Origin of the sequence: Bradyrhizobium oligotrophicum, assembly GCF_051168495.1 — a bacterium.
Lineage (GTDB): Bacteria > Pseudomonadota > Alphaproteobacteria > Rhizobiales > Xanthobacteraceae > Bradyrhizobium > Bradyrhizobium oligotrophicum_A.
In genome coordinates this window covers 103,776-126,680 of the sequence record NZ_JBNPVB010000020.1, presented here as the reverse complement: position 1 = coordinate 126,680, position 22,905 = coordinate 103,776, and the positions used below count along the sequence as shown (strand labels likewise).

General features: G+C 63.3%; 24 protein-coding genes, 1 tRNA gene and 2 pseudogenes. 14 read left to right on the top strand and 13 right to left on the bottom strand.

Translation table 11 applies throughout. The features are described from left to right. Positions 1-4: 4 nt before the first annotated feature. The 4 genes from ACQR1B_RS29810 to ACQR1B_RS29795 all read right to left on the bottom strand — a co-directional run bounded on the left by ACQR1B_RS29810 (position 5) and on the right by ACQR1B_RS29795 (position 3,715). A complete protein-coding gene (locus ACQR1B_RS29810; protein ID WP_434835216.1) occupies positions 5-754 on the bottom strand; it encodes an ABC transporter ATP-binding protein in 750 nt (249 codons plus the stop codon). Beyond that, positions 747-1,487, bottom strand: coding sequence for an ABC transporter ATP-binding protein (locus tag ACQR1B_RS29805; RefSeq protein WP_434835255.1), 741 nt, complete (start codon positions 1,485-1,487; stop codon positions 747-749). Before ACQR1B_RS29805 ends, ACQR1B_RS29810 begins: the two co-directional genes overlap by 8 nt. Positions 1,488-1,632: 145 nt before the next feature. Then, positions 1,633-2,901 carry an ABC transporter substrate-binding protein gene (locus ACQR1B_RS29800; RefSeq protein WP_434835215.1) on the bottom strand — a complete coding sequence of 423 codons (1,269 nt, stop codon included), beginning with the start codon at positions 2,899-2,901 and terminating at the stop codon, positions 1,633-1,635. A gap of 133 nt (positions 2,902-3,034) precedes the next feature. Continuing rightward, positions 3,035-3,715, bottom strand: a complete 681-nt coding sequence (locus tag ACQR1B_RS29795; RefSeq protein WP_434835214.1) for a DJ-1/PfpI family protein — start codon at positions 3,713-3,715, stop codon at positions 3,035-3,037. A 92-nt stretch (positions 3,716-3,807) separates the two neighbouring features. Here ACQR1B_RS29795 and ACQR1B_RS29790 point away from each other — a divergent pair, with 92 nt between their 5' ends. Together ACQR1B_RS29790 and ACQR1B_RS29785 are read left to right on the top strand one after the other, a co-directional pair. Continuing rightward, on the top strand, positions 3,808-4,746 hold the full coding sequence (locus tag ACQR1B_RS29790; protein WP_434835213.1) for a GlxA family transcriptional regulator: 939 nt from the start codon (positions 3,808-3,810) through the stop codon (positions 4,744-4,746). A 157-nt stretch (positions 4,747-4,903) separates the two neighbouring features. Continuing rightward, the gene (locus ACQR1B_RS29785; protein ID WP_434835212.1) at positions 4,904-5,617 is read left to right on the top strand and encodes a DJ-1/PfpI family protein; all 714 of its coding nucleotides are present in this window, start codon (positions 4,904-4,906) and stop codon (positions 5,615-5,617) included. Between the two features lie 57 nt (positions 5,618-5,674). On the opposite strand, the gene ACQR1B_RS29780 is transcribed toward ACQR1B_RS29785, so the two are convergent. Both ACQR1B_RS29780 and ACQR1B_RS29775 read right to left on the bottom strand, forming a co-directional pair. Then, positions 5,675-7,369, bottom strand: a complete 1,695-nt coding sequence (locus ACQR1B_RS29780; RefSeq protein WP_434835211.1) for a thiamine pyrophosphate-binding protein — start codon at positions 7,367-7,369, stop codon at positions 5,675-5,677. A 44-nt stretch (positions 7,370-7,413) separates the two neighbouring features. Continuing rightward, the gene (locus tag ACQR1B_RS29775; RefSeq protein WP_434835210.1) at positions 7,414-7,656 is read right to left on the bottom strand and encodes a hypothetical protein; all 243 of its coding nucleotides are present in this window, start codon (positions 7,654-7,656) and stop codon (positions 7,414-7,416) included. A gap of 164 nt (positions 7,657-7,820) precedes the next feature. Here ACQR1B_RS29775 and ACQR1B_RS29770 point away from each other — a divergent pair, with 164 nt between their 5' ends. Beyond that, positions 7,821-8,273, top strand: coding sequence for an Lrp/AsnC family transcriptional regulator (locus tag ACQR1B_RS29770; protein ID WP_434835209.1), 453 nt, complete (start codon positions 7,821-7,823; stop codon positions 8,271-8,273). A 226-nt stretch (positions 8,274-8,499) separates the two neighbouring features. Here the strand turns inward: ACQR1B_RS29770 and ACQR1B_RS29765 are convergent, their stop codons facing one another. The 3 genes and pseudogenes from ACQR1B_RS29765 to istA all read right to left on the bottom strand — a co-directional run. Next, positions 8,500-9,369: a serine hydrolase domain-containing protein gene (locus ACQR1B_RS29765; RefSeq protein ID WP_434835208.1), complete on the bottom strand. Its 870-nt coding sequence runs from the start codon at positions 9,367-9,369 to the stop codon at positions 8,500-8,502. Positions 9,370-9,381: 12 nt separating this feature from the next. After that, a complete protein-coding gene (gene istB, locus ACQR1B_RS29760; protein ID WP_434835207.1) occupies positions 9,382-10,248 on the bottom strand; it encodes an IS21-like element helper ATPase IstB in 867 nt (288 codons plus the stop codon). Further along, a pseudogene (istA, locus tag ACQR1B_RS29755) lies at positions 10,248-11,277 on the bottom strand (IS21 family transposase); the annotation flags it as partial. The gene istB and the pseudogene istA, both read right to left, overlap by 1 nt. Between istA and ACQR1B_RS29750 the strand changes: the two are divergent. Beyond that, positions 11,278-11,643, top strand: a pseudogene (locus ACQR1B_RS29750) (ATP-binding protein); the annotation flags it as partial. A gap of 146 nt (positions 11,644-11,789) precedes the next feature. Then, the gene (locus ACQR1B_RS29745) at positions 11,790-12,107 is read left to right on the top strand and encodes a hypothetical protein (protein ID WP_434835206.1); all 318 of its coding nucleotides are present in this window, start codon (positions 11,790-11,792) and stop codon (positions 12,105-12,107) included. A 252-nt stretch (positions 12,108-12,359) separates the two neighbouring features. On the opposite strand, the gene ACQR1B_RS29740 is transcribed toward ACQR1B_RS29745, so the two are convergent. After that, positions 12,360-12,434 (bottom strand) — tRNA-Gln (locus tag ACQR1B_RS29740). A 292-nt stretch (positions 12,435-12,726) separates the two neighbouring features. Between ACQR1B_RS29740 and ACQR1B_RS29735 the strand changes: the two genes are divergently transcribed. The 6 genes from ACQR1B_RS29735 (at position 12,727) to ACQR1B_RS29710 (ending at position 18,498) form a co-directional block, all read left to right on the top strand. Continuing rightward, positions 12,727-14,505, top strand: coding sequence for an acyl-CoA dehydrogenase (locus tag ACQR1B_RS29735; protein WP_434835205.1), 1,779 nt, complete (start codon positions 12,727-12,729; stop codon positions 14,503-14,505). A 1,063-nt stretch (positions 14,506-15,568) separates the two neighbouring features. Continuing rightward, positions 15,569-15,991, top strand: coding sequence for a DUF2721 domain-containing protein (locus ACQR1B_RS29730; RefSeq protein WP_434835204.1), 423 nt, complete (start codon positions 15,569-15,571; stop codon positions 15,989-15,991). Positions 15,992-16,264: 273 nt separating this feature from the next. Then, positions 16,265-16,558 (top strand): HdeA/HdeB family chaperone, encoded by a 294-nt coding sequence (locus ACQR1B_RS29725; protein WP_434835203.1) that lies wholly within the window; start codon positions 16,265-16,267, stop codon positions 16,556-16,558. Positions 16,559-17,018: 460 nt separating this feature from the next. Continuing rightward, positions 17,019-17,273 carry a hypothetical protein gene (locus ACQR1B_RS29720; RefSeq protein ID WP_434835202.1) on the top strand — a complete coding sequence of 85 codons (255 nt, stop codon included), beginning with the start codon at positions 17,019-17,021 and terminating at the stop codon, positions 17,271-17,273. A gap of 308 nt (positions 17,274-17,581) precedes the next feature. After that, a complete protein-coding gene (locus ACQR1B_RS29715) occupies positions 17,582-17,953 on the top strand; it encodes a hypothetical protein (RefSeq protein ID WP_434835201.1) in 372 nt (123 codons plus the stop codon). Between the two features lie 287 nt (positions 17,954-18,240). Beyond that, positions 18,241-18,498 carry a hypothetical protein gene (locus ACQR1B_RS29710; RefSeq protein WP_434835200.1) on the top strand — a complete coding sequence of 86 codons (258 nt, stop codon included), beginning with the start codon at positions 18,241-18,243 and terminating at the stop codon, positions 18,496-18,498. Between the two features lie 336 nt (positions 18,499-18,834). Here ACQR1B_RS29710 and ACQR1B_RS29705 read toward each other — a convergent pair whose 3' ends face one another. After that, positions 18,835-20,103 (bottom strand): DUF892 family protein, encoded by a 1,269-nt coding sequence (locus tag ACQR1B_RS29705; protein WP_434835199.1) that lies wholly within the window; start codon positions 20,101-20,103, stop codon positions 18,835-18,837. Between the two features lie 274 nt (positions 20,104-20,377). Between ACQR1B_RS29705 and ACQR1B_RS29700 the strand changes: the two genes are divergently transcribed. Together ACQR1B_RS29700 and ACQR1B_RS29695 are read left to right on the top strand one after the other, a co-directional pair. Next, the gene (locus ACQR1B_RS29700; RefSeq protein ID WP_434835198.1) at positions 20,378-20,881 is read left to right on the top strand and encodes a hypothetical protein; all 504 of its coding nucleotides are present in this window, start codon (positions 20,378-20,380) and stop codon (positions 20,879-20,881) included. A 1-nt stretch (position 20,882) separates the two neighbouring features. After that, positions 20,883-21,254, top strand: coding sequence for a hypothetical protein (locus ACQR1B_RS29695; RefSeq protein ID WP_434835197.1), 372 nt, complete (start codon positions 20,883-20,885; stop codon positions 21,252-21,254). A gap of 58 nt (positions 21,255-21,312) precedes the next feature. Here ACQR1B_RS29695 and ACQR1B_RS29690 read toward each other — a convergent pair whose 3' ends face one another. Beyond that, complete coding sequence (locus ACQR1B_RS29690; protein ID WP_434835196.1) at positions 21,313-21,609, bottom strand: hypothetical protein; 297 nt, start codon at positions 21,607-21,609, stop codon at positions 21,313-21,315. Between the two features lie 171 nt (positions 21,610-21,780). Here ACQR1B_RS29690 and ACQR1B_RS29685 point away from each other — a divergent pair, with 171 nt between their 5' ends. After that, complete coding sequence (locus ACQR1B_RS29685) at positions 21,781-22,002, top strand: hypothetical protein (protein ID WP_434835195.1); 222 nt, start codon at positions 21,781-21,783, stop codon at positions 22,000-22,002. Between the two features lie 14 nt (positions 22,003-22,016). Here ACQR1B_RS29685 and ACQR1B_RS29680 read toward each other — a convergent pair whose 3' ends face one another. Then, positions 22,017-22,823, bottom strand: a complete 807-nt coding sequence (locus ACQR1B_RS29680) for a hypothetical protein (protein WP_434835194.1) — start codon at positions 22,821-22,823, stop codon at positions 22,017-22,019. Between the last annotated feature and the right edge of the window lie 82 nt (positions 22,824-22,905).

Sequence of the window (22,905 nt, the reverse complement as noted above, 5' to 3'; positions counted from 1 at the left end):
TGCCTCAGACACCGAGATATGTGTGCAGCTTGTCCATGTTCGCCCCGAGATCGGCGTTGGAGAAGCCGTCGATGACCCTGCCGTGCTCGACGACGTAGTAGCGGTCCGCTACCGTCGAGGCGAAGCGGAAATTCTGCTCCACCAGAAGAATGGTGAAGCCCTCTGTCTTGAGCCGAGCAATCGTGTGACCAATCTGCTGGATGATGACCGGCGCCAGCCCTTCCGTCGGCTCGTCCAGCATCAGGAAGCCGGCGCCGGTGCGCAAGATGCGCGCGATCGCAAGCATCTGCTGCTCGCCGCCCGACAGCTTGGTACCCTGACTCTTCAGCCGATCCTTCAGGTTCGGAAACAGCTCGAAGATCTGATCGAGCGCCAGCCCGCCCGGCCGCACCACCGGTGGCAGCAACAGGTTCTCCCGTACGTCGAGGCTGGAAAAGATACCGCGTTCCTCGGGGCACAACGCGATGCCGAGCCGTGCGATCTCGTCCGAGGTGGCGCGAATGATCTCTTTGCCGCTGAAGCGGACCGAGCCCGTGCGCTTGCCCAGCATGCCCATGATCGACTTCAAGGTCGTGGTCTTGCCGGCACCGTTACGCCCGAGCAGGGTGACCACTTCACCGGCGTTCACGTTGAAGTTCATGCCGTGTAGGATGTGGGACTCGCCGTACCAGGCCTGGAGGTCCTTGACGTCGAGAATGGTGCTGCCGTGAGCACCGCGCTCCCAGATACGGGCCGCCATCATCACCTCAGTCATGTTCGGCGCCCAGATAGGCTTCCTTGACGCGCTCGTCCTTGGCCAGGTCGGCGTAGGTGCCTTCCGCCAACACCTGGCCCCGGGTCAGCACGGTGATGACGTCGGACAGGTTGGCGACGACGCTCAGATTGTGCTCGACCATGAGGATGGTATATTTGGCGGAGATGCGCTTGATCAGCGCGGCGATCTTCTCGATGTCCTCGTGCCCCATGCCGGCCATCGGCTCGTCCAGGAGCATCATCTCGGGATCGAGCGCCAGCGTGGTCGCGATTTCCAGCGCCCGCTTGCGTCCATAGGGCATCTCAACCGCCGGCGTGTTGGCGAATTCGCTCAGGCCGACGTCGTTCAGGAGCTCGTAGGACCGACCGTTGAACCGGTTGAGCACCGTCTTGGAGCGCCAGAAGTCGAATGATTGCCCGTGCTGGCGCTGCAGCGCGACACGGACATTTTCCAGAGCCGTCAGGTGAGGGAATATGGCTGAGATCTGGAACGAGCGGACCAGGCCGAGGCGCGCAACTTCCGCTGGCGCCGCAGCCGTGATGTCCCGCCCCTTGTAGATAATCCTGCCAAACGAAGGTTGCAGGAACTTGGTCAGAAGATTGAAGCAGGTGGTTTTTCCGGCGCCGTTCGGACCGATCAGCGCGTGGATGGTGCCGCGGCGGACCTTGAGCGAAACGTCACGGACAGCAAAAAAGCCATCGAATTCCTTCGTGAGGCCGTGGGCCTCGATCATAAACTCGCTCACGTACCTATCGCACCCAAAACGAGACAACCACGACGTTCCCTAATCGGCTTCAGCCGCAACTCCCGGCGGCGCCCCGTGCATGTCGAAGCGCGCACCGAGCCAATAGGTCCAAGGCACAATAGGTCCAAGGCACCTAGTTGGCTTGCGCCTTGAGCAACGGGCATTCGCTCCGGCTCAATGGTTCATAGGCGTCGGCCGCTGGTATCGTCTGGAGCACCTTGTAGTAGTCCCATGGTGTCGTGATCTCTGACGGCTTCTTGACCTCGACGAAGTAGAAATCGTGGATCAGCTTGTTGTCGGCACGCAGCCGAGCTCCCCGGGCGTAGAAATCGTCAACGGGCATCGCACGCATCTTCTCCAGAACGGCCTTGGTCTCGTCCGTTCCTGCGGCAGCCACTGCCTTCAGATAGTGCATCACAGAAGAGTATACGGAGGCCTGCGGCGCGGTCGGCATCGCGTGGTGAAGCTTGTAGAACCTCTGGGCGAATGCGCGCGTTTCGTCGTTGAGAGCCCAATACCAGGCCGTGACCGTTGTCAGCCCTTGAGCCGTCTCGGCTCCCATACCATGGACATCGGTCAGGAACATGAGCACGGCCACGGGCTTCTGCCGTCCGGCGTTCATGCCGAACTCATTCCACTGCTTCATCGAATCGACAAGTTGCGTACCCGCGTTGGCAAACGCCACGACCTTGGCGCCGGAGGCCTGAGCCTGCAGCAGGAACGAACCATAGTCCGCATTCCCCAACGGATGGAACACCGCGCCAAGCGCTTTTGCTCCCGTTTCGCCAAGCACACGCTTGGATTGGTCGACCATGTTGCGCCCGAAGGCAAAATCGGCGGCAATGAAGAACCAGGTATCATATCCCTTCGACACGAGTCTCCCTACCGAACCCGTCACGAGGTTATAGTTGTCGTGCAGCCAGACGAGTCCGGTCGGAGAGCATTGCTTTCCGCCGATATCGGTGGTCCCGACGGCCGCATACGCCACGATCCTGTTCTTGTCGCGTGCCACGGACTGGATTGCCAACGCAACCGCAGAGTTGCCGACATCCGCAACCATATCGACACCGTCGACATCGAACCATTTTCGCGTGACCTGGGCACCGATATCCGGCTTGTTCTGATGGTCAGCGACGACGAGATCGACCTTCAACTCCGGCTTCGATTGCCGAAAGTCTTCGATTGCCATCTTGGCTGCGACGACGGAGCCTGGCCCAGCCAGATCTGACAAAGGTCCTGTTTGATCATTGATGATGCCGATCTTCACCAAGCCGTCGGAAAGATCCGCAGCGCGCCCCTGCTCCGCGAGCGTGAGCGGACATAGGGCCAACGCAACGCCCAACATCTGCCACCGAAGCCGGACATGCCGCGATCGGTACTCAGCAACTCGATAGTCCACCATAAGCCCGCCCTTTCCAGTCACGCGAAAATTTCAACGATGATCTCCCCCTGGCCCGGCGCTGTTTCACGCGCCGAACCTGGCTCCCACCTTGTCGTTCGCTCCTGGTTGTCCGGGCTGCCTTGCTGGCACCTCGTTATGTGCTGGCGCCGACAGCTCGCCTGACGAACTCCAGCCGTCTCGCCTGGGCAGGCGCGACCCGCTCCCTCATGGCGGCGAGGACCTCCGCCGGCGCCGTCTCCGGCGAGCCTGCATTGAACGGGGGTGCCGGATTGTACTCCATGCGAAGCTGGATCATCTCGGCCGCCTGCCGGTCGATCAGCATCGAGACCAACGTCAGCGCGAAGTCGATTCCCGCGGTGATGCCGCCGCCCGTTATTCGATTCCGATCCACGCAGACACGTTGCCGCGAGACAGACGCTCCGAAGAACGGCAAAGCGTCCACGGCCGTCCAGTGCGTGGCCGCCTCGTAGCCCTTCAGAAGCCCGGCCGCACCGAGCACCAGCGAGCCGGTGCAAACGGACGTGATGTACTTCGCGCCCTTCTCCTGCTTGCGCAGAAATTCGAGGACGTCCTCGTCCAGCATCAACTCGTCGGTGCCGAAGCCTCCCGGAACGCAAATCACGTCGAGCTGAGGGCAATCGGTGATCGTCGTGGTCGGAGTCAGCGTGATCACGGAGTCACTCGGTACCGGTTCGATACGTTTCCAGACCAGATGCACGGCCACATCCGGCAGACTGGAAAAGACCTGGGCCGGACCGGTCAGGTCGAGCTGAGTAACATGGGGAAAGACCAGGAGACCAATCTGCAACGGCATATCTCAACCTTGAAATCGCGCTTGACGTAGTAAGTCTGTCATGTTGGCCTTGGGCTCGAAATGGCTTATTTCCCTCAATATTGGACATGCTCATGATCGGCTTCCTGATCTTTCCCGATTTCCAGCTGCTGGACGCGGCTGGACCGATCTCGGTCTTCGAGATCGCGAGACGTCAGATCAGAAACGCCCCCGCGGTGCAGGTCATCGCGGTCGCACCGGGCCCTGTACGCAGTTCTTCCGGCACCGAGATGCTCGCTCGCGGGCTACGGCCGTGGAATGGAATCACAACACTATTTGTCGCTGGTGGAGAGGGAGTCGACGCCGCGCTACGCTGCAAATCGACGATCTCCTTTATACAAAAGATGGCCAGCCGCGGCGTCCGGATCGCAAGCGTTTGCTCCGGGGCGTATCTGCTCGCCGAGGCAGGCATTCTGGACGGTCGCCTGGCAACGACGCACTGGTCGCTCGCACCTGACTTCATCAAACGCTATCCCAAGGTCAAACTCGAGGCGGACCAGATTTTCACCAGGGATGACGGCGTGTGGACATCGGCCGGGGTCACCGCCGGGATAGATCTCGCGCTCGCCATGATCGCCGAAGATCACGGCGACAAGATTTCGCAGGCGACAGCGCGGCAACTCGTGCTCTATCATCGCCGTAGCGGCGGACAATCGCAATTCTCCTCACTCCTCGAGCTGAAGACACCGAATGGCCGCTTCGGCGGCCTGCTGTCCTGGGTGCGCGAGAATCTCGACGCGCATCTGACAGCCGAGACCCTGGCCGAACAAACTGGATTGAGCACGCGACATTTCGTCCGCACGTTCATCGCCGAGACAGGGTCGACACCGTCCAAAGCCGTGGAACGGTTACGGGTCGAGGTGGCGCGGGAGCGCGTACAATCCTCGGGCGAAGCGATCGAGCACGTTGCGCGAACCACGGGGTTTCGAGATCCCGAACGGATGCGCAGGGCGTTCATTCGCGCATTCGGTCAGCCTCCGCAGTCGCTGCGACGCGCGGCGCGCCTCTCCTGACTTGCGTGCGCGCCTGATCGCAGCATTGCAAGGATGCCCCAACCCTTGCGTAGGTCTTCCTGCGTCGCTGAGTTGGCGTGAAACGAGGGAAACTCGCCGTTGTGCTCCGGCTTCTCAGCCTTGAAGATCAAGCTTCTGAAGCGATAGAGGTGCCCTCTTGACTGCAACCCCCTTGGAGATCGGCCTCCTGTTCTTTCCCGGTATGACGCAGCTCGACGTCACGGGACCGTTCGAAGTATTGGCGCGGCTTCCCGGAGCGCGAATTCATCTGCTGTGGAAGCGGATTGAGCCGATCACGAGCGATGTCGGCCTGACCTTGCTGCCGACCACCGCTTTCGCGGATTGCCCACGGCTGGACGTCCTCTGCGTCGGCGGCGGGCCCGGCCAGATGGCGTTGATGGACGATCTGGAAGTCATGACATTTGTGGCGAAGGCCGGCGCGACCGCGCGCTATGTCACATCGGTTTGCGCAGGCTGCTTCATCCTTGCGGGCGCGGGTCTTCTGGACGGCTATCGGTCGGCGTGCCACTGGCTCTCGCGCGACCAGCTTGCAATACTCGGCGCTATCCCCGTTGAGGACCGCATCGTAGTGGACCGCAATCGCATCTCCGGCGGCGGCGTAACGGCCGGAATCGACTTCGCGTTCCAGGTCGCCGCAGCGCTATGCGGATCCGACGTTGCCAAGCGCCTGCAGCTGATGCTGGAATACGATCCGAATCCACCTTTCGACATCAATGAGCGGAATGCACCACCTGAGATGATCGCGGAGATCCGCGCATCCGCGCGTTCCATGCTCGATGAGAGGCGGAGATCCAACGAGAGAGCCATGACGCGCCTCCGCGACGGACACGTGGAGACCCGGCCGACGTAAAACCGCCTGTCGGGCGTTCGTGCAAAGACGACTGCATCTCCCGAACATCTGCTGATCCTAGTCAGCGGTGATGATCACTTCGATGAGATTCGGCACACCGCTCGCAATTCCTGCTTCGATGGCGGCCGCGACGTCCGCCGGCCGGTCGACGCGCCTGGCAGGCAACCCCATCGAGCGGGCGAGAGCGAGATAGTCGACCGCCGGATTGTCGATCTCCATCGCCAGGTAGCGGTTGGCCTGCGCCGACAGATAGTGCGTCTGCGACTTCATGAAGTTCTTCAGGACGTTATATTCGCGATTGTTCATGACGACGAATGTGACGGGCAGCTTCTCATGGGCCGCGGTCCACATCGCCTGCGGTGAGTAGAGAGCAGCTCCATCGCCAACGAGCGACACCACGGGCGCCCTGTCCAGCCCGAGCGAGCAGCCGACAGCGGCCGGCATGCCCCACCCCAATCCTCCGCCGCGCAGGAACGAATATTGATTTGGACTGGCGCTGTCGAGAAACCTGCGGACGTGTGTGGACGTGGCGATCGCCTCGTCGACAATCGCCACGTCGGGTCCGATCGCACGGACTGCCTCCCGTGCGGCGACGAGCGGCGACACCGATGCCTGCTCCAGGCCGGCATCGGCGATCGATGCCAATTTGGCGCGCTGCACCTGGCGCTGCTCGGCCAGACGCACCACGAGCTTTCGATAGGCATCCGCATTGGCCTTGGTGGCTTCGCGCAGTACAGGCAGCAACACCTCAAGCGAGGCCTTGATCTCCCCCATGACCGACAGGCGCGTCGCATAGGTTCGACCGAGATCGCGAACGTCTGACGACAGCTGGAAGACCTCGCAGCTGGGAGGGACAGCCGACCCCTCGGTATAGAGGATCGTGATGAGTGACTTCCCGCCCAATGCGAAGATCGCGTCGTAGTTTGAGAGGATCTCCGCGATCGATCGCGCCATCGTCGGCAGATTGCCCGACCAAAGCGGGTGCGATGTCGGATACGGGATGCGCGAGGGCCAAGACGATCCATAGACGGGAGCGCCGAGAATTTCGGCGAGAGCGACGACCTCGGAGGCGGCCTGACTGGTGTAGATCTCGTCGCCGGCGATGATCGCCAACCGACCGGGTTTGATAGCCGCGAGGTGCGAGGCAAGCAGGCCTAGCGACCCGGCGGTGAAGCTCCGGTCAATATTCGATGCGCCGGAGATGCCGATCGTGCTCATTTCTTCCATCACGTCCATTGGAAATGACAGGAAGACGGGGCCGCTGGGCGCCGCATTGGCGTCGTGGAAGGCGCGTCTGACAAGGACCGGGAGTTGATCGGCACTTGCGACTTCGCGGGCCCACTTCACGGCGGGCTCTGCGATCCGGACAAGATCGCCGAACAGCAGCGGATCGCTGATCGTATGGCGCGAATCCTGTTGGCCAGCGGTGACCACGAGTGGCGTCTGCGAGACGCTCGCGTTCAGCAGATTTCCCATTCCGTGGCCAAGGCCGCCCGCCGTATGCAGGTTGAGAAAAGCCGGACGGCGGGCCGCCTGTGCGTAGCCATCCGCCATCGCGACGACAGAGGCCTCCTGAAGCCCGAGCACGTAATGAATGTCGGGCGTCCGCACCAACGCATCCATCAATGGAAGCTCCGTCGTCCCCGGATTGCCGAAAATGTACCTGACGCCTTCGCTTTCAAGCACTTCGAGCAATACTTCAGCGCCTCGACGCGCATTCACTCCACCAACCCGGGCAACACCGCTGTTCATCAGGAACTCCGTTGAGGGCACTTCGCGCACGCATTCGCTGCCGGCTATTCCAACGCGATGTGACGTACGCCTGGATGACGCGTGAGGCGCTGGACGAGGTTATCTTTCTCGATCGCCGGGGAAGCCGCGAATTCGAGCCGGGCAACTGCACCGGAGCAGGCATCGCTCCAACTGACGCGCTTGAGCGTCGCACCGAACCGCTGCAGGTCACCCAGTATCCGCAGCAGGCTGTCGCTACCGGACGACAATTCCGCAATGATCTTCAATTCGTCGCTGTCCAAGTTCAATGCGCTTGCTCCGCCGTCTACGATAAAATTACCTTGGTAAGGCCCATCGGTTTGTGCTTATTCCTTGATTGAATTGGCCATACGACAAAACAAAATCAGGAAATATGCGAAGCAGACAGAATGTACGTTCTGACCGAAGTCGTGGATCGACAATCCTGGACAGCATGGACCGCCGGATTTTGTCTGCCCTGCGGGAGGACGGACGGCTCACGATGACGGAATTAGCGGCACGGGTCGGGCTTTCGCAGTCGCCGTGCTGGACCCGCGTGAAGCGACTCGAGGCGTCAGGAGCGATCGAAAAATATGTCGCGCTACTGGACCACAAGGTTATCGGACTTCCAAATATCGTGTTCATTGAGGTCACCCTCGACAAACATGACGAGAAGGCCCTCGAGCAGTTCGGTCGATCGCTGGCGAAGATGCCGGAAGTGATCGAAGCCCACCTCGTGACAGGCGACTACGATTACCTCGTCAAGGTCGCGGTCTCCGGGACAGAGCATTACGAACGTTTTCTGCGCGAAAAACTCTACCGCATTCCGGGCATCCGCCATTCCCGCAGCACGTTCGCGTTGAGGGCTCTGAAGCAGATGGCTTCGGCGGACCCTATGGTCCTGTAGCAGGGCCTATGCAAGGAGGAACACGTCGGCACGCTTGGCGGCGTTTGGTCCGCATGTTGCGACTCGCCTTGGGGCGCTGCAATCGAGCGATAGAGCCTCGGATCACGCAAGACTTTCGGCAGAGCGCAGTTGGTTGGCCGATAGGCTTAGTCGAGCTGGCAAGCTATGCGGCCAACGCTCATCGGTCGACCTTGAGAATGAAGCAAGGTTAGTGCCCAGGGCGTCATCAGCTCGATCGCAGACACCTGCGCACTTCGTCAAACCCGGCGTGTGTCAGCCACATCGTTCGACCATCCACGGGTTGCGGCCACGATGAGAATTTGGCCATGACGATCTTGTTCTTGCGATCAACGAACAGATTCTGACCGTGGATGCCCATCGCGAACAATATTTTCGGATCGATGTCGACCGTATACCATCCGCTGCGATAGCTCATGCTTCGGCTGATGGGAGCGAACGATTCACCCCACTGACCGGAGCTCCACGCCTTGCGATCACCGCCGGTCGCAAGACCGTTCACGATGTGGCTCGGGAAGATCTGCGCGCTGCCGGAAGAGCCGTCGAGGCAGACCACCTGCCCCAGCCGTGCCAGGTCGCTGGCCGTTGCACAGAGCCCGCCTGCGCTGCGGGCAAAGCCGCCCCAATCCAGAGTGAGCTCGGCATCATCGCTGGCTATCGGAGCCCATAGTTTCTCGGAAAGCAGGTCTTGCACCTTTGCGGAAGTTGCTCTCTCGATGACCCATCCGAGCAGATCGGTGTTTGCAGAATGGTAGGCAAAGCCGCCCCCGCATGGCCATGCCGGACCGCTGAGCCGGGAGAGAAAGCTCTGGATATCCGTCGCGGGATCGCCGGGCGGCTCCCATCCGACCGATAGTGAGTAGCTCTTCTCCTGCGTGGCGTCGAAAAGGACGGCAACGCGCATGTCGAGCAAGTCCCTTGCGCACGCGGCTGCGTAGGGCGAATTGACGACTTCTGGCACATAGGCGGTGATGGGCCTATCGAGCCTGATTGCTCCATCCGCGGCCAGGATCTCCGTCAACAGTCCGACGACAGCCTTGGTCGCGGACATCGCGATATGGCGCGAGTTGGGCTCCATGCCGTTGCGATGTCAACCGGCGTTCAAAATTGACCCCGGATCGGCGTCCAATTTTGACCCCCTCGGGCCACGAGTCCTGGCGGTAGCGCTCGCGGCGTCGGAGCTGGTCGGGGTTGCGGAGACGCCGCGAGCGCGGGTTCGGATATGATCTTCGTCGCGGCTCTTGAAGCGCCAGCTGTCATTGCCGGTTTCGATGATGTCGAAGTGGTGGGTCAGGCGGTCCAGCAGCACAGTCGTCATCTTGGCATCGGTGAAGACGGTCGGCCATTCGCCGAACGACAGGTTCGTGGTGACGATCACCGAGGTGCGCTCGTAGAGTCGGCTGATCAGGTGGAACAGCAGCTGGCCGCCGGACTGGGCAAATGGCAGATAGCCGAGCTCGTCGAGCACGACGAAGTCCATGCGGGTCAGGTGGTCGGCGAGCCGGCCCTGCCGGCCATTGCGTGCCTCGGATTCCAGCCGGTTGACGAGGTCGACGACGTTGAAGAAGCGGCCACGGGCACCGGCACGGATGCAGCTGCGGGCAATCGCGATGGCCAGATGCGTCTTTCCGGTCCCGGTGCCGCCGATCAGGACGGCGTTACGCTGCTGAGCAAGGAAGCTGCCACCGGCGAGATCGCGCACCAGAGCCGCGTTGATCGGCGTGCCCTCGAACTGGAAGTCGCCGAGATCCTTGGCCAGCGGCAGCTTGGCGATGGTGAGCTGGTACTTGATCGAGCGGGCCTGCTTCTCGCTGATCTCGACGGTCAGCAGATCGCCGATGATGCGTTGGGGGTCATGCTGGCGCTTGACGGCATTGGCCATGATCTCGTCGAAGGCAGCCTTCATGCCATGGAGCTCGAGCTCAGCCATGAGATCGAAGAGTTCGGATCGTTCCATCAGACGGTTCTCCTGAGGTTGTCGTAACGGGCGCAATCGGCGACCGGGGCGTGGCGAAGGGTCAGTGCGGCGGGCGTCAAGATGGTGGGAGGCGGTTCCGGGTTGCGCCGGCGCGCCAGGATGTTGAGGATGACGTCGGCGGAGTGGACGCCTTCGGTGATTGCCTCGGTGCAGGCGGCCTCGACTGCCGGCAGGCCATCGGTCAGCACGGCGGTGAGGATATCGACCATCTGCCGGCCGCCATCGTCGACACTGGCAAGCCTGCGCCGCACGCGCTCCATCGCAGCCGGCAACACCCAGTCCTTGAAGGGCGCACCGTTGCGCAAGGCTCCGGGCTTGCGAACGAGCACCGGGACATAGTGCCAGGGGTCGTAGACCGTCTCGCCTCGGCCGAACGCGCGGCTGTGCTCAGCGACGATCCTGCCGTCCTGGCGGATGACGATGCGGTCCGCATAGGCATGGACCTCGACCGGGCGGCCGACGGCGCTGGCTGCGACCGAGTACTTGTTGTTGTCGAAGCGGACCAGACACGTCTTCGAGACCGAGGCCGGCACCGCATGGAAGCCATCGAACTGTCCGGCATAGGGGACGAGCTTGGGGCGTTCGGCCTCGAACACCTCCCAGATCGTCTGCTCCGCCAGCTCGGGATGGCGATGCGCCTTGGCGTAGGCGATGCACTTGTCGAGCAGCCAGGCGTTCAGCTCCTCGTAACTCCTGAACCGCAGCCGGGGCGTGAAGAAGCGCTCGCGGACCAGGCCGACCTGGTTCTCGACCTGGCCCTTCCCAGCCCGAGGCGGGCGTACAGGCGACCGGTTCGACCAGATGATGGCTGCACATCTGCAGGAAGCGGCGATTGTATTGCCGGTCCTTGCCGACGAAGATCGTCTCGACTGCGGTCTTCATGTTGTCGTAGATGCCGCGACGGCAGGCGCCCTTGAACAAGGCAAACGCCCGGTCGTGAGCGTCGAACACCATCTCCTGCGTCTCGCGCGGATAGGCGCGGACGAACAGCATCCGGCTGTGACAGAGCGGCGTGAACTGGCGCTGGAAGCCGCCATCGCCAAGCTCGACCGCTACGACCTCCTGATCCTCGACGACATCACCTACGTGTCGAAGGATCAGGCAGAGACCAGCGTGCTGTTCGAGCTGATCGCCACCCGCTACGAGCGGCGCTCGCTGCTCATCACGGCCAACCAGCCGTTCGGCGAGTGGGGCCGCATCTTCCCCGACCAGGCCATGACGCTCGCCGCCGTCGACCGTCTCGTCCACCACGCCACGATCATCGAGATGAACGTCGAGAGCTACCGCCGCAAAGCCGCCCTCGGCCGCAAGCGCGGCGCCGGCGGACCGCCGGTTCACGCAACGCCAAAGGAGGTCGAAAGCTCGGCTGATTGACGCTGCGACACCGCTGATTGTCGCCCAGCGTCAATCAGCCCTTGCCAACCCGGGAGCCGGCGACAATGATCACGCGACCCGGCTCCAATCTTCTCATCCAGATTGACGCCCAGTTCTCATCCTGATCGTCGCGCTACACGCAGCAGATGCGCAAGAAGATCGATGGCGTCTCGGAGCTGTTCACGCTCGATGCTTGTCGTCATGGCGGCGTGACCGAACTCGAGGAAGCAGAACTGACTGATGGCCAGGGCCGCGCGCTCTCGGGTCACAAGACGGCACAGGCCTATCGCGGCTATGCCAAGGAAACGATGCAGCGCGCCCTCGCCGCGACCCGCAAGAGACATGCGCATTTGCTGACGCAGAAGCAGCTCGATCCTGTCAGCCCCGTGCGAGCCGAAGAGGCTGTGGAGCTTGGCGCGGCGCCCCTAGGCACGACAGCGAACCGGAAGGCCGATCGCCGCTGATAGCCGCGGACCAACGGCAACTTCAGCTCGCAGGCGCCCCATCATCACCCGCAGCATTCCCGAGACGTCCATCTCGACGGCGACCGCGCAACGCGGACGCGCGTGTTGAATGCGCTGCCTGGGGGGGGCGAGCTCGGGCGGAAAACGAAACCAGCACAGAATTTCCAAATGAGGAGGGTACCGAATTTCCAAATGCGCGGGCGCGCAAGCCGGCCGCATATGATTTTGTGCAACAACATCACGGGACTAGCCTGGCTGGGGCGGGAGGGATCGAACCTCCGAATGGCGGAATCAAAATCCGCTGCCTTACCGCTTGGCTACGCCCCAACAGGCCGGGCCGAACTGGGGCGCGCGGGCGCGCCGTGCGATTCCGGGTCGGCGACCGTGGTCTACAGAGCGCGCCGGCCCATTTCAACCGCTGCGCCGCAGGAATTTTGCAGGCCGCGCCGGTGATCCGCCGCGCCGGCCAATTCGTCAATGCCGGCAAGCCCTTATCCCGCCCGGCCCGGACCGTCGCGACGCCCCGCCGCAGCGATTCGTGAAAAAGTTGAGGCCCGGGCGGTTTCATGGGAAGACGGCGGCCAAACCGGCCACCGTTCGAAGACCCCGAGGAAACGCCATGACCTATCGCGCCCCGCTCAACGACATGCTGCTCGCCCTCAACCACGGCGCCGGGCTGAAGGCGGCGGTCGAGGCCGGCCATTACGGCGATTTCGACCCCGACATCACCACGGCCGTGATCGAGGAAGCCGGCAAGTTCGCGAGCGACGTGCTCGCGCCGCTCAACCAGGTCGGCGACAAAAACGGCGTCAAGCTCGCCGGCGGACAAGTCACGACTGCCCCCGGCTGGCCCGATGCCTACAAGCGTTGGACCGAAGCCGGCTGGAACGCGGTGTCCGGGCCCGAGGCGCATGGCGGCCAGGGCCTGCCGCTCGCCATCAACGCCGCCTGCACGGAAGTGTGGAGCGCGGCCAACGTCGCCTTCGGCCTGTGCCCGCTGCTGACCTTGTCGGCGATCGAGGCGCTCGACGCCCATGGCAGCACGGAGCTGAAGGACATCTATCTCGCCAAGCTGATCTCCGGCGAATGGACCGGCACCATGCAGCTGACCGAGCCGCAGGCCGGCTCCGACGTCGGCGCGCTCCGCACCCGCGCCGAGCGCGCCGCCGACGGCAGCTATCGCATCACCGGCGCCAAGATCTTCATCACCTATGGCGACCACGACATGACCGACAACATCGTGCATTTCGTGCTCGCGCGGCTGCCGGACGCGCCGGCCGGCACCAAGGGCATCTCGCTGTTCCTGATCCCTAAATTCCTGGTCAACGCCGACGGCTCGCTGGGGCAGCGCAACGACATCTACGCCACCGGCATCGAGCACAAGCTCGGCATGCACGCCTCGCCGACCTGCACCATGACCATGGGCGACCATGGCGGCGCCATCGGCTATCTCATCGGCGAAGAGAATGCCGGCATGCGCTGCATGTTCACGATGATGAACCAGGCGCGGCTCGGCGTCGGCCTGGAAGGCGTCGGCGTCGCCGATCGCGCCTATCAGCAGGCGCTCGCCTACGCGCAGGATCGCAAGCAGGGCCGCGCCGTCGGCAGCAAGAGCCCCGGCTCGGACGCGATCATCGCCCATCCCGACGTCAAGCGCATGCTGATGCAGATGCGCGTCCTCACCGCCGCCGCGCGCTCGATCTGCTACGCCACCGCCGTCGCGCTCGACGTCTCCGTGCGTGCCAAGGACGCCGGCGTGCGCACCGAGGCCGCCGCGCGCGGCGCGCTGCTGACGCCGATCGCCAAGGCGTTCTCCACCGACATCGGCAACGAGGTCGCCTATCTCGGCGTGCAGATCCATGGCGGCATGGGCTTCATCGAGGAGACCGGTGCCGCGCAGCATTATCGCGACGCGCGCATCACCGCGATCTACGAGGGCACCAACGGCATCCAGGCGATCGACCTCGTCACCCGCAAGCTCGGCGCGAACGGCGGGGCGTCGGTGTTCAAGCTGCTGGACGAGCTCACCGACATCGTCCGCCGCGTCGAGGCGTCGAACGATCCGGCCTTCGGCACCACCGGCGCCAAGCTGCGCGACGCGCTGGGCGCGCTCGACCGCTCCAGCCGCTGGCTGCTGGACAAGCTCGGCACCGCGCCGAACGACGCGCTCGCCGGCGCCACGCCCTATCTGCGCCTGTTCGGCTCGGCGCTCGGCGGCTGCATGCTCGCCAACGAGGCGCTGGCCGCGCGCAGCGAGAGCGAGACGGTCGGCGCCCGTCACGTGGCACTCGCCCGCTTCTTCGCCGAGACGTTTGCGGTGCAGGCGCCGTCGCTGGAAAAGACCGTCACCGACGGCGCCGACGCGGTGCTCGGCGCCGAGGCCGTGCTGGTGGCGTAAGTTCGGCTCGGTCGTCATCGCGCAGCTTGACGTCCTCTCATGACTAATGGCTGGACCCCCACCCTCCCCTGGAGGGGCACGGCTATCGCATATGGAAACGCGGAACTGTCTCGGCGATGGATCCTGCCGATGATTTTCTCCGTCATGCCCGGGCTTGTCCCGGGCATCCATGTGGTTCTCAGGATGCCGAACGACGTGGATGGCCGGGACAAGCCCGGCCATGACGTTGTGGAGATGGACCAGCGCCAAACTCTGATGATCATATGCGACCGCCCTGCCTGGAAGGGGAGGGTGTCCCGAGCTCGCCGCTTCATGGATCCACGTCTCAAACATCCATCCGAACAGCGTGTCGCGATGAGATGAGCCTCCGTTCTCGCGACGCGATCCGCGCCCGAGCTATGCCCTTCAAATCTCGCCCTCTCCGAATGGAGGGCGCGAGGAAGGCCGGACCTCGGCTGAGGCCCGTGGCCCGCCTGCAGAAAAAAAGCAGGCGGCAGTCACCACAGGTACAGCCGGACAGACCCGGCCTTCCCCGCGCGATGGTTTTAACAGGCTATAGCGTGCTCTTCCTGGTGCGCCGGCTTTCTGGCCACCATGTCGCGCCATGCGCTTCGAACGCACGACGCTCGATACTAGCATCGGAGTATCGGAACCACACGCCTTCACCGTCCGCAGGCCAGCGTTCGTCGGTGCCAACAGCACTGCGCCCGCCCGCGTCCACCGCTCCCCGCTGCCAACGTCCGTGACGACCGCGAACCGTCCCCTACCGCGCAACGGGATGCATGGACCATAATGCTGATTTGGGGGCGGCGAAAAGCGATTTATGTTTTTCGGAAACTATTGACAAGGAAATTTCGGATTGGCGTGATTTGCCCGACGGGCGCGGCGAACCGCGGAAAACTGTTCCGCTTCGGACGAGGACGTTGGCATCAGGGCCGATGCAGGACGAACTGCGAGCTCGATCGCGGTCCGACGCCATCCCCGCAACAAACAACTTGACCGTGCGCGAAATAGACAGAAGTATCCTGTTTGATTCACTATTTTCATCGATGGTTTTTTGATCGTGGATTTAAGAGATCAGATCAGCATCCTGACACCGATGATCTTGGCCGCCGGCACTTTGTTGGCGATAGCCAGCCTGCGGCAGAGTGATATCGCGACCCGATCCAGGCAGATTGTGGAGGAATACCTGCACAAGCTCAAAGATCTTCCGGAAGGAAAAGCTGCGAGACGAGGCGGCCTCAAGAAACAAGTCAAGGAATTCCAAAACCGATACGAATGGCTGAAGGCCGCCTCGGTTTGCTTTGCGTTGGCGATAGCCGCTCAAATCCTCTGCATGATGTCAATCATAGCGGGTCTGCACGACGGGTTCTCGGTCGGCCTCTATCTGTCACTGCTCACCTTCTCTGGAGGTGTCTTCTGCCTGATACGAGAGTTTTGCGTCGGCTCAAGGACGCTCAAGATCAACAACGAGATTTTGAATTAATCACCAGCGCATGGCGGCTACGGCTCAATTCACTAAATCGACGCGTTTGACGATGATTGTTTCCAACAACAGACGGCTCGTCGGCCCTACATTCGGACTTTCCGGTACCTTCCACATGAATATGCATGTTGGGGTCAAGATAGCTCAGTAATTCAGTCAGTTCCAACTATTGCCGGAGCAACGACGGCCACGCAATTCGCCGCTGTTTTGTGAATTGCAGCGCAAGACTCTGCATGGCTCGTTGTTTTCATCATATCCATTCGGAGACGACATATGAAATCGCTCGTTGCCACGCTGTTTGCCGTTAGCCTGATGCTGTCCTCCGCGCCGGCCTCCGCCGTCGTCCTCGATCTCTCCACCATGAGCTGCAAGCAATTCGTCGAAAGCGGCGATGACAGCATCAAGATGGTGCTGATCTGGCTCGACGGCTGGTACAAGGGCGACCAGGACGAAGCCTTGTTCGACACCGATGTGTTCGTGGAGAACGCCAAGAAATTCGGAAAATATTGCGCCGAGCATCCGACGGTGAGCATCGTCACCGCTGCGGAGAAGATCCTCGGCAACTGAGCCGGCGCGCTTCGGCTGAAGCCATGCCGATCATCACACCCGAAAATCAATCCGGGATGTGATCAATATTGAACAGCCAATCCCTCTCAAGACGTCTCTTATGGAGGCGGATGGCATAGCCGACCTATGACGTCCAATGAATGCGGCTTCAGCGCGTAACCCGCGCTGAAGCCGCATTTTAGCGTTTCCGCTCGTCTCTCCCGCTGTCCAGCGGTGGCGTCGCCGGCATCTGTTCGACCCGCCGTCGCCTGTCGCGAAGATCTCGAGTGTCGCCGGCCTGGCCGGTGAGTGGCGTGTGCGCTCGACGCTGATCGGCGCGAGCCTCCGACCATGCTGCCCCCCCGGAATCGACGACAGACAGCTCTTTGCAGGCAACCATCTGCATCGTTCAACTCGACATTGAACGATATCGCGTCGGCTTTCGTTAGGACGTGCGACACACACAGACCGGAGAGTCAAAATGTTCTTCTATCCATGGCTGCCAGCCCTGATGCTGGCCATCGAATCCGGCAACGTCATCAACTACAGGCTCGCCAAGATGGCCCGCGGCGGACCGTCGGCTGCAGCAGAGGCGAAGATGATGATCGGCGAAAAAATCGACGCAGCGCTGACGGCCGCATCGATCTTGTTCGGCGGCGGCAACTCGGGGCAGGTGATCTCGTTCTACAGGGTCCAGGTCGCCGAGAATGCCTGTCGCTTGGGCTCGAAGAGCTGATCGCAATACGGATACTGCATTTCGATTCGGAGATTCACGCGGGGGATGAGAGCACAGCCACTGAGCCTGGCAATCGTTCTCGGCTTGCACCGCCATCGTTCCTGGGTACGCAGGGCGCTGATGGCCGAGCCATCGCGACAAGCGCGGGCTCCGCGGCGGCTCGGGTCCGTCTTAACCCTGCGTTAAGGCAGCAGCACTTGGACACACTCAGACGCAACTCGTTACGCCAGCTCCGATCGGCATCTGCGTTGAATGAAGCGAGCCGGGCCCCGCGCGCGGCTCTGTCCCTTCTTCAGAGGAGAGTCCCCATGTCGATCAGCTCCGTCACCACGCCCATTGCGGCCACCACGTCGCAAACCACCACGGCCACGCCATCCACCTCGTCGACCTCGCAGACCTCATCGTCGTCGGCCACGAGCTCGGCCAGCGATACGTCGGAGAGTTCGTCCGGCAGCGGCAGCTCGTCGTCGAGCAAGACCGTTGTCAGCGAAGTCTCGATCACGCTCGACGGCATCACCACGACGACCATCACCTATTCCGACGGTTCGACCGAGGTGACCAAGACGGCCGCCGCCCCGGACGACAGCAGCATGGGCGCCAAGACCTACAACGCCCAGGGCGCGACCAACGGCTCGGCCGGCAGCAGCGCGAGCGCGTCGAGCCAGAGCGTCACGATCTGAGACGACACCGGCAGCTCCCTCGCACGCCCTCAAGATCGCGGTGCACGCTGACCACGCGCCTGGATAAAGGCCGCAGGTTCCGCTCCAGGAACAGACCGGCGTCACCACGATCCCCGCCGGGCCGACGACGTGCCGCACGGTCGCGGCTCACGACCGGGCTCCGCGACGAGGGCCTGTGACGCCGTCAAGCAACAGTGCGCGTGAGAAGTCGTGCGCAGCCGCATTGTTAATTTGCGCCGCCGGCCCGAGTCTGCCCTGTTGGCAAGCTGCGACAAGGGAGGACGGCGATGTGGCGGGGCGCAATCGGCGCGGCAATGCTGATGCTGGCGATGGGATCGGAGCTGCAGGCGGCGGGCGAGCCGGGCCAGGCCAATCGGATCTCGTGCTCGGAGGTTCGAGCCTACGTGGCGAGGTACACCGCCGAGGTGGCCGAGATGTATGCGCGCAGCCAGGGCGCCACCGACGCCCAGATCAGCCGGGCGAAGCGCTGCCTGACGGCGCCGAGCTTCCGCCGCGCGGAGCGGTGGCGCAGCTACACGGAGTGAGGCGGCACCTCATATTGGCTTGCTCGTCGTTGCCATCGCGCCCTCCAACGTCATTCCGGGGCGCCCGCAGGGCGAACCCGGAAACCATCCTCACGATGGTGATGAGGCGCGAGCGGGCGGTGGCGCGTGCTCGCCTCAAACCGATGTTCGTGGTTATGGATCGCGGGGTCATTCGCGCTGCTTCAAACGGCTGTGCCGTTTGCTCGCCAATGCTCCTTAATGACGCCTGAGAGAGTTGAGGCTCGTAGGGCGGGTTCGCCGAAGGCGTAACCCGCCCCCTTGGTTGGGACGGCGGCGGATTACGCTGCGCTCAATCCGCCCTACGAATAGGCCCCCTCACGCCTGCTCGATCGCGGCCGGCATCTTGGCCACCGACATCAGTGAACGCGCGACCTGATTGAGGAGTTGGTCGGCATTCTCTTCCTCAGCGAGGGACTTCGACAACAACGCGACGACGGCGCTGTGGCGGAGCTGCTGGGCGAGGTTGCGCGCGGTGGTGTAGCCGGAGATCTCATAGTGCTCGACGCGCTGCGCGGCGCCGATCAGCCCGAGGTCGGCGGCGGCATCCTCCTTGTCCTCGCCCTGGGTCATGATCTCCTGGCCCTCCTCGAGAAGGCCCATCATGCCCTTGCAGGGCTTTGCGCGCGGCGTCTTGCCGAGCAGCTCGAAGCACTCGTCGATGCGCTCGATCTGCGCCTCCGTCTCCATCAGATGCTGCTCGAACAATTCGCGCAACTGATCGAAGCGCGCGGCTTCGGCCATCTTCGGCAGCGCCTTGGTGAGCTGCTTCTCGGCATGCAGGATGTCGCGCAGCTCGTCCATCAGCAGCTCGCTGAGGCCGGATTCGTCGGCCGGCGGCGAGCTTTCGGTCACGATCGCCGACGCCGCACCGGGCTCGCCGGCCTGGATCGCGGGCGAGTCCGTGAACACCCAGTCGCCGCCCTCGTTCCAGGGGCCGCGGGTGTCGATCTCGCCGTGATCGCCGGAGCCGGTGGAGTCGTTGAAGAACTGATCGACGAGGCCCGGCGTCGGCGCAAGTCGGCCGATGCTGAAGGCCGGCTTGCCCATGCTCTCCAGCGCGAGCGAGAACGCCTTCATGTGGGTGATCTCGCGCGTCATCAGGAACTGCAGCGCGTCCTTGGTGCCGGCGTCGTCGGTGAAATTGATCAGCCGCTCATAGACGATCTTGGCGCGCGCTTCGGCTGCGATGTTGCTGCGCAGGTCGACGTCGAGCTCGCCGGTGATCTTCAGATAGTCGGCGGTCCAGGCATTGCCCTGCGAGTTGAACAGGTTGACGCCGCCACCGCCGGCGATCGCGATCAACGGATCGGCCTCGGCGGCCTCGCGATCGAACTTCGACGGCTTCAGATGCAGGCGCGCGAGCGTGCCGACGACTTCGAGATGGCTGAGTTCCTCGGTGCCGATGTCCATCAGCAGATCCTTGCGATCGGGATCCTCGCAATTGAGACCCTGGATCGAATACTGCATCGCGGCGGCGAGTTCGCCATTGGCGCCGCCGAATTGCTCGAGCAGCATGTTGCCGAAGCGCGGATCCGGCTCGTCGACACGGACGGTGAACATCAGCTTCTTGACGTGGTGATACATGGAAGGCCTCGGACATTGGGGGGACAGCAAGCAAGGTCCGAACGGCCGGGCTACACGGTTGTTCCTTACCTCCGGCTGCGAAACCCGCATGCCGCCCGCGCGGGGCCACTCCATATGCACGCCGAGGCGCACGGCAGGCCGTGGATGGCGCGAAGGCCCCGCGAGGAACCCAACGAGACCATCAGAATTTCCGCCGGACATCCTGTGGCCGCCGGGCAACTGCCTCTTGCTAAGCTTTTCCCTGCTCGCCTAATCTGTTGCGCTGGAGAGTGAGATGTTGATGCGAACACCGGCCAGGGAGAAGCCAGGTCTCGGCGAGCGGGTGCGCCGGGTGATCGAGCGACTCCGCGACCACGCATCATCGCTCACATCGTCGTCGCCCGCGAATTCGGCCGCCTCGCGCCGGGCGACCTATCACTTCGCCGACGACGAGCCCGACGACAGCAACATGGACGTCGCGCTCGCCGCGCTGATCGCGCAGATCGAGCGGCCGGCGAAGGCGCCCCCGGCGCGGTTTCCGTCGCTCGGGCGCGCGACCGTCGCCCGCCAGGCGCCGCATATCCCGGTGTACGACCGGCCGCCCTATTTCGACGTCACGCCGCGCGCCATCGAGGTCGAGTCGCGGCGGATGCCGGCCGATGAGCCCATCGAGCGGATCGAGGCCGAGGACGAGTTGTCGGAGCTGCGCAAGGATCTGATGAGCGCCATCTCGGCCCGGCTCGGCTCGCCCGAGGACCATCTGGCGACGATCAGGAATTTGCTGAGGTCGGTGAAGTAGGATGTGGGGCCGCAGCAACATCGGCAAGACCGTCGAGGAGCTGACGGACCATCTGCGGCTGGTCGATCACGTCCGCGCGCTGCAGGACGGCCAGAGGGAGATCGCCGAGGCGATCAGGGCGGTCAACGACCGCCTGACTTCGATCGAGTCCGAGTTCAGGGTGCTGAAGGCGGAGACCCAGCGTGACGCGCTGCGCGAGGTGCAACACGCCGTGCAGGGCGTTCAGAGCTCCGTGCATGACGAACTGACCCGCATGACGACCCGGCTGGCGGTGCTGGAGCAGGCGCTGCGGCGCGAGGCGGTGCCGCAGCAGGCACCGACGGGCACACCGCGTGCTCCCGGCACGCCGGCGCGCCCCGACCGTACGACATAGCCGGCAGACCTGCATGCGCAGAGCCAGGCGCGGTCAAGGCGCGTGCGCGCTCCGCCGCTCACATATCCGTCTTGGGACAGCGCATCCGGTTGTAGTTCCAGCGGAGCACCTTGATTGCGGGCTGGAACATGCAGATGTTGATGCCCTCGTCGATCACGCCTCTGACCGTCACCCCGCGTCCCGGCGCCGGCTTGGGCGGGTTCACCAGCAAGGCATATCGCTGCGCCGGCGTATTGAGGAAGGTGCAGCCCTCGATCCAGCTGGTGGTGCAGCCGTTGATGATGATCTGCCCGCCCGCGGCGAATGCCGGGGCCGCGACGAGGACCATAACGACCGCCACGGCGGATGCGAACAATCGAACTCCACGCCTTCCAGATCCCGACATCGATGCCTCCCTGCCCATCAGTTGCTCGCGAGTTGCGCGGCTGGGATCATAACTCTACCCAAGATTGTACGTCAACATCGCCACGTCCGGTCAACGACCGCCTGACCTCGATCGAGTCCGCATTCAGGGTGCTGAAGGCCGGTGCTGAAGGCGACAACCCAGCGCGATGCTCTGCGCGAAGTCCAGCACGCGGTGCTGGGCGTTCAGAGCGCCGTCCATGACGAGCTGACGCGCATGGCGACGCGGCTCGCGGTACTGGAGCAGGCGCTGCGCCGCGAGGTGGTGCGGCAGCAGCCGGCCTCGGCCGCTCCGCGCCCGCCCGGGGCACTCGGCGCGCCAACGCGCCCGGACGGCGCGCGCTGAGGACGCATTCCGGCTCAGCGCATTGTCACCGTGCGGGTCGATATGTCGATGAGAACGCTGCCGCTCTTGGCGTTCGGGGTCGGAACGTAGGCTTGGCCGGGCCGGAGCCCACGCTCCTCGGCGTCCTTCGGAATTGGAAAGGCCTTGGCGCAGGCCTTTTCGATCGTCTCTCGATCGGCATAGTGGACCTTCGCGACGACGGTGCCGGGCCGCGGGCCCCGGGCGAGCTTCGACAGTCCGAAATAGTTGAGCTGCTCCGAGCAGGTGACGACGTTGGACGTATAGGCGCTCGTGGTGTCCTCGGCCTGCAGCAGCAAATCGAAGGACATGTCGAAGGAGCCGTCGCTGCCGCTGGTAAAGCCGACCCGCGCGATGCCGCTTTCAACGACGCCCTGCCACATACCTCCGGTGAGACAGACGAGCACGTCCTGCGCACCGTCCTTCGCGGCGATGACGCATTCGTTCAGGCCCATGCCTGGCTGGAAACTGAGAAACTCGTAGCCGCTGCCCACCTTCTCGAACACGGCCACGCCGCCGAAATTGTTGACATGCGCCTCGCAGTCGCTGCCATAGCTCACGAGCAGCAGCGGATTGGCGCCGGCCAGGAAGCGCCCCTCCTGCCGGTACGGCAGGAGGGTGACGTTGCAGGGACGCTCCTCGACCGCGGGATAGGACTTGGCCTCTTTGCAGGTCGTCCCGGCAATCGCCTTGGGCGCACAGAACTGCAATAGCAGCTCGCGATCGGTGGGGGCGGCTCTAGCGCCGCCGATGAAGGCGCCGCACAGCAGCAGCGACAGCAGCGCGAAAACAAATCTCGTCATGGGATCAGCCTTCCAGGTGGACTGCAGCTCGGCGTAAGCACATTTAGCTGCGATGCCGTCGCAAACCAATCGTAAACCACCG

Bases quoted from the DNA above. Each gene is read 5' to 3' on its own strand.
- ACQR1B_RS29810 (WP_434835216.1), bottom strand. From the start codon at position 754: ATGACTGAGGTGATGATGGCGGCCCGTATCTGGGAGCGCGGTGCTCAC.
- ACQR1B_RS29805 (WP_434835255.1), bottom strand. From the start codon at position 1,487: ATGATCGAGGCCCACGGCCTCACGAAGGAATTCGATGGCTTTTTTGCT.
- ACQR1B_RS29800 (WP_434835215.1), bottom strand. From the start codon at position 2,901: ATGGTGGACTATCGAGTTGCTGAGTACCGATCGCGGCATGTCCGGCTT.
- ACQR1B_RS29795 (WP_434835214.1), bottom strand. From the start codon at position 3,715: ATGCCGTTGCAGATTGGTCTCCTGGTCTTTCCCCATGTTACTCAGCTC.
- ACQR1B_RS29790 (WP_434835213.1), top strand. From the start codon at position 3,808: ATGATCGGCTTCCTGATCTTTCCCGATTTCCAGCTGCTGGACGCGGCT.
- ACQR1B_RS29780 (WP_434835211.1), bottom strand. From the start codon at position 7,369: ATGAACAGCGGTGTTGCCCGGGTTGGTGGAGTGAATGCGCGTCGAGGC.
- ACQR1B_RS29770 (WP_434835209.1), top strand. From the start codon at position 7,821: ATGGACCGCCGGATTTTGTCTGCCCTGCGGGAGGACGGACGGCTCACG.
- ACQR1B_RS29765 (WP_434835208.1), bottom strand. From the start codon at position 9,369: ATGGAGCCCAACTCGCGCCATATCGCGATGTCCGCGACCAAGGCTGTC.
- istB (WP_434835207.1), bottom strand. From the start codon at position 10,248: ATGGAACGATCCGAACTCTTCGATCTCATGGCTGAGCTCGAGCTCCAT.
- ACQR1B_RS29745 (WP_434835206.1), top strand. From the start codon at position 11,790: ATGCGCAAGAAGATCGATGGCGTCTCGGAGCTGTTCACGCTCGATGCT.
- ACQR1B_RS29735 (WP_434835205.1), top strand. From the start codon at position 12,727: ATGACCTATCGCGCCCCGCTCAACGACATGCTGCTCGCCCTCAACCAC.
- ACQR1B_RS29725 (WP_434835203.1), top strand. From the start codon at position 16,265: ATGAAATCGCTCGTTGCCACGCTGTTTGCCGTTAGCCTGATGCTGTCC.
- ACQR1B_RS29720 (WP_434835202.1), top strand. From the start codon at position 17,019: ATGTTCTTCTATCCATGGCTGCCAGCCCTGATGCTGGCCATCGAATCC.
- ACQR1B_RS29715 (WP_434835201.1), top strand. From the start codon at position 17,582: ATGTCGATCAGCTCCGTCACCACGCCCATTGCGGCCACCACGTCGCAA.
- ACQR1B_RS29710 (WP_434835200.1), top strand. From the start codon at position 18,241: ATGTGGCGGGGCGCAATCGGCGCGGCAATGCTGATGCTGGCGATGGGA.
- ACQR1B_RS29705 (WP_434835199.1), bottom strand. From the start codon at position 20,103: ATGTATCACCACGTCAAGAAGCTGATGTTCACCGTCCGTGTCGACGAG.
- ACQR1B_RS29700 (WP_434835198.1), top strand. From the start codon at position 20,378: ATGTTGATGCGAACACCGGCCAGGGAGAAGCCAGGTCTCGGCGAGCGG.
- ACQR1B_RS29695 (WP_434835197.1), top strand. From the start codon at position 20,883: ATGTGGGGCCGCAGCAACATCGGCAAGACCGTCGAGGAGCTGACGGAC.
- ACQR1B_RS29680 (WP_434835194.1), bottom strand. From the start codon at position 22,823: ATGACGAGATTTGTTTTCGCGCTGCTGTCGCTGCTGCTGTGCGGCGCC.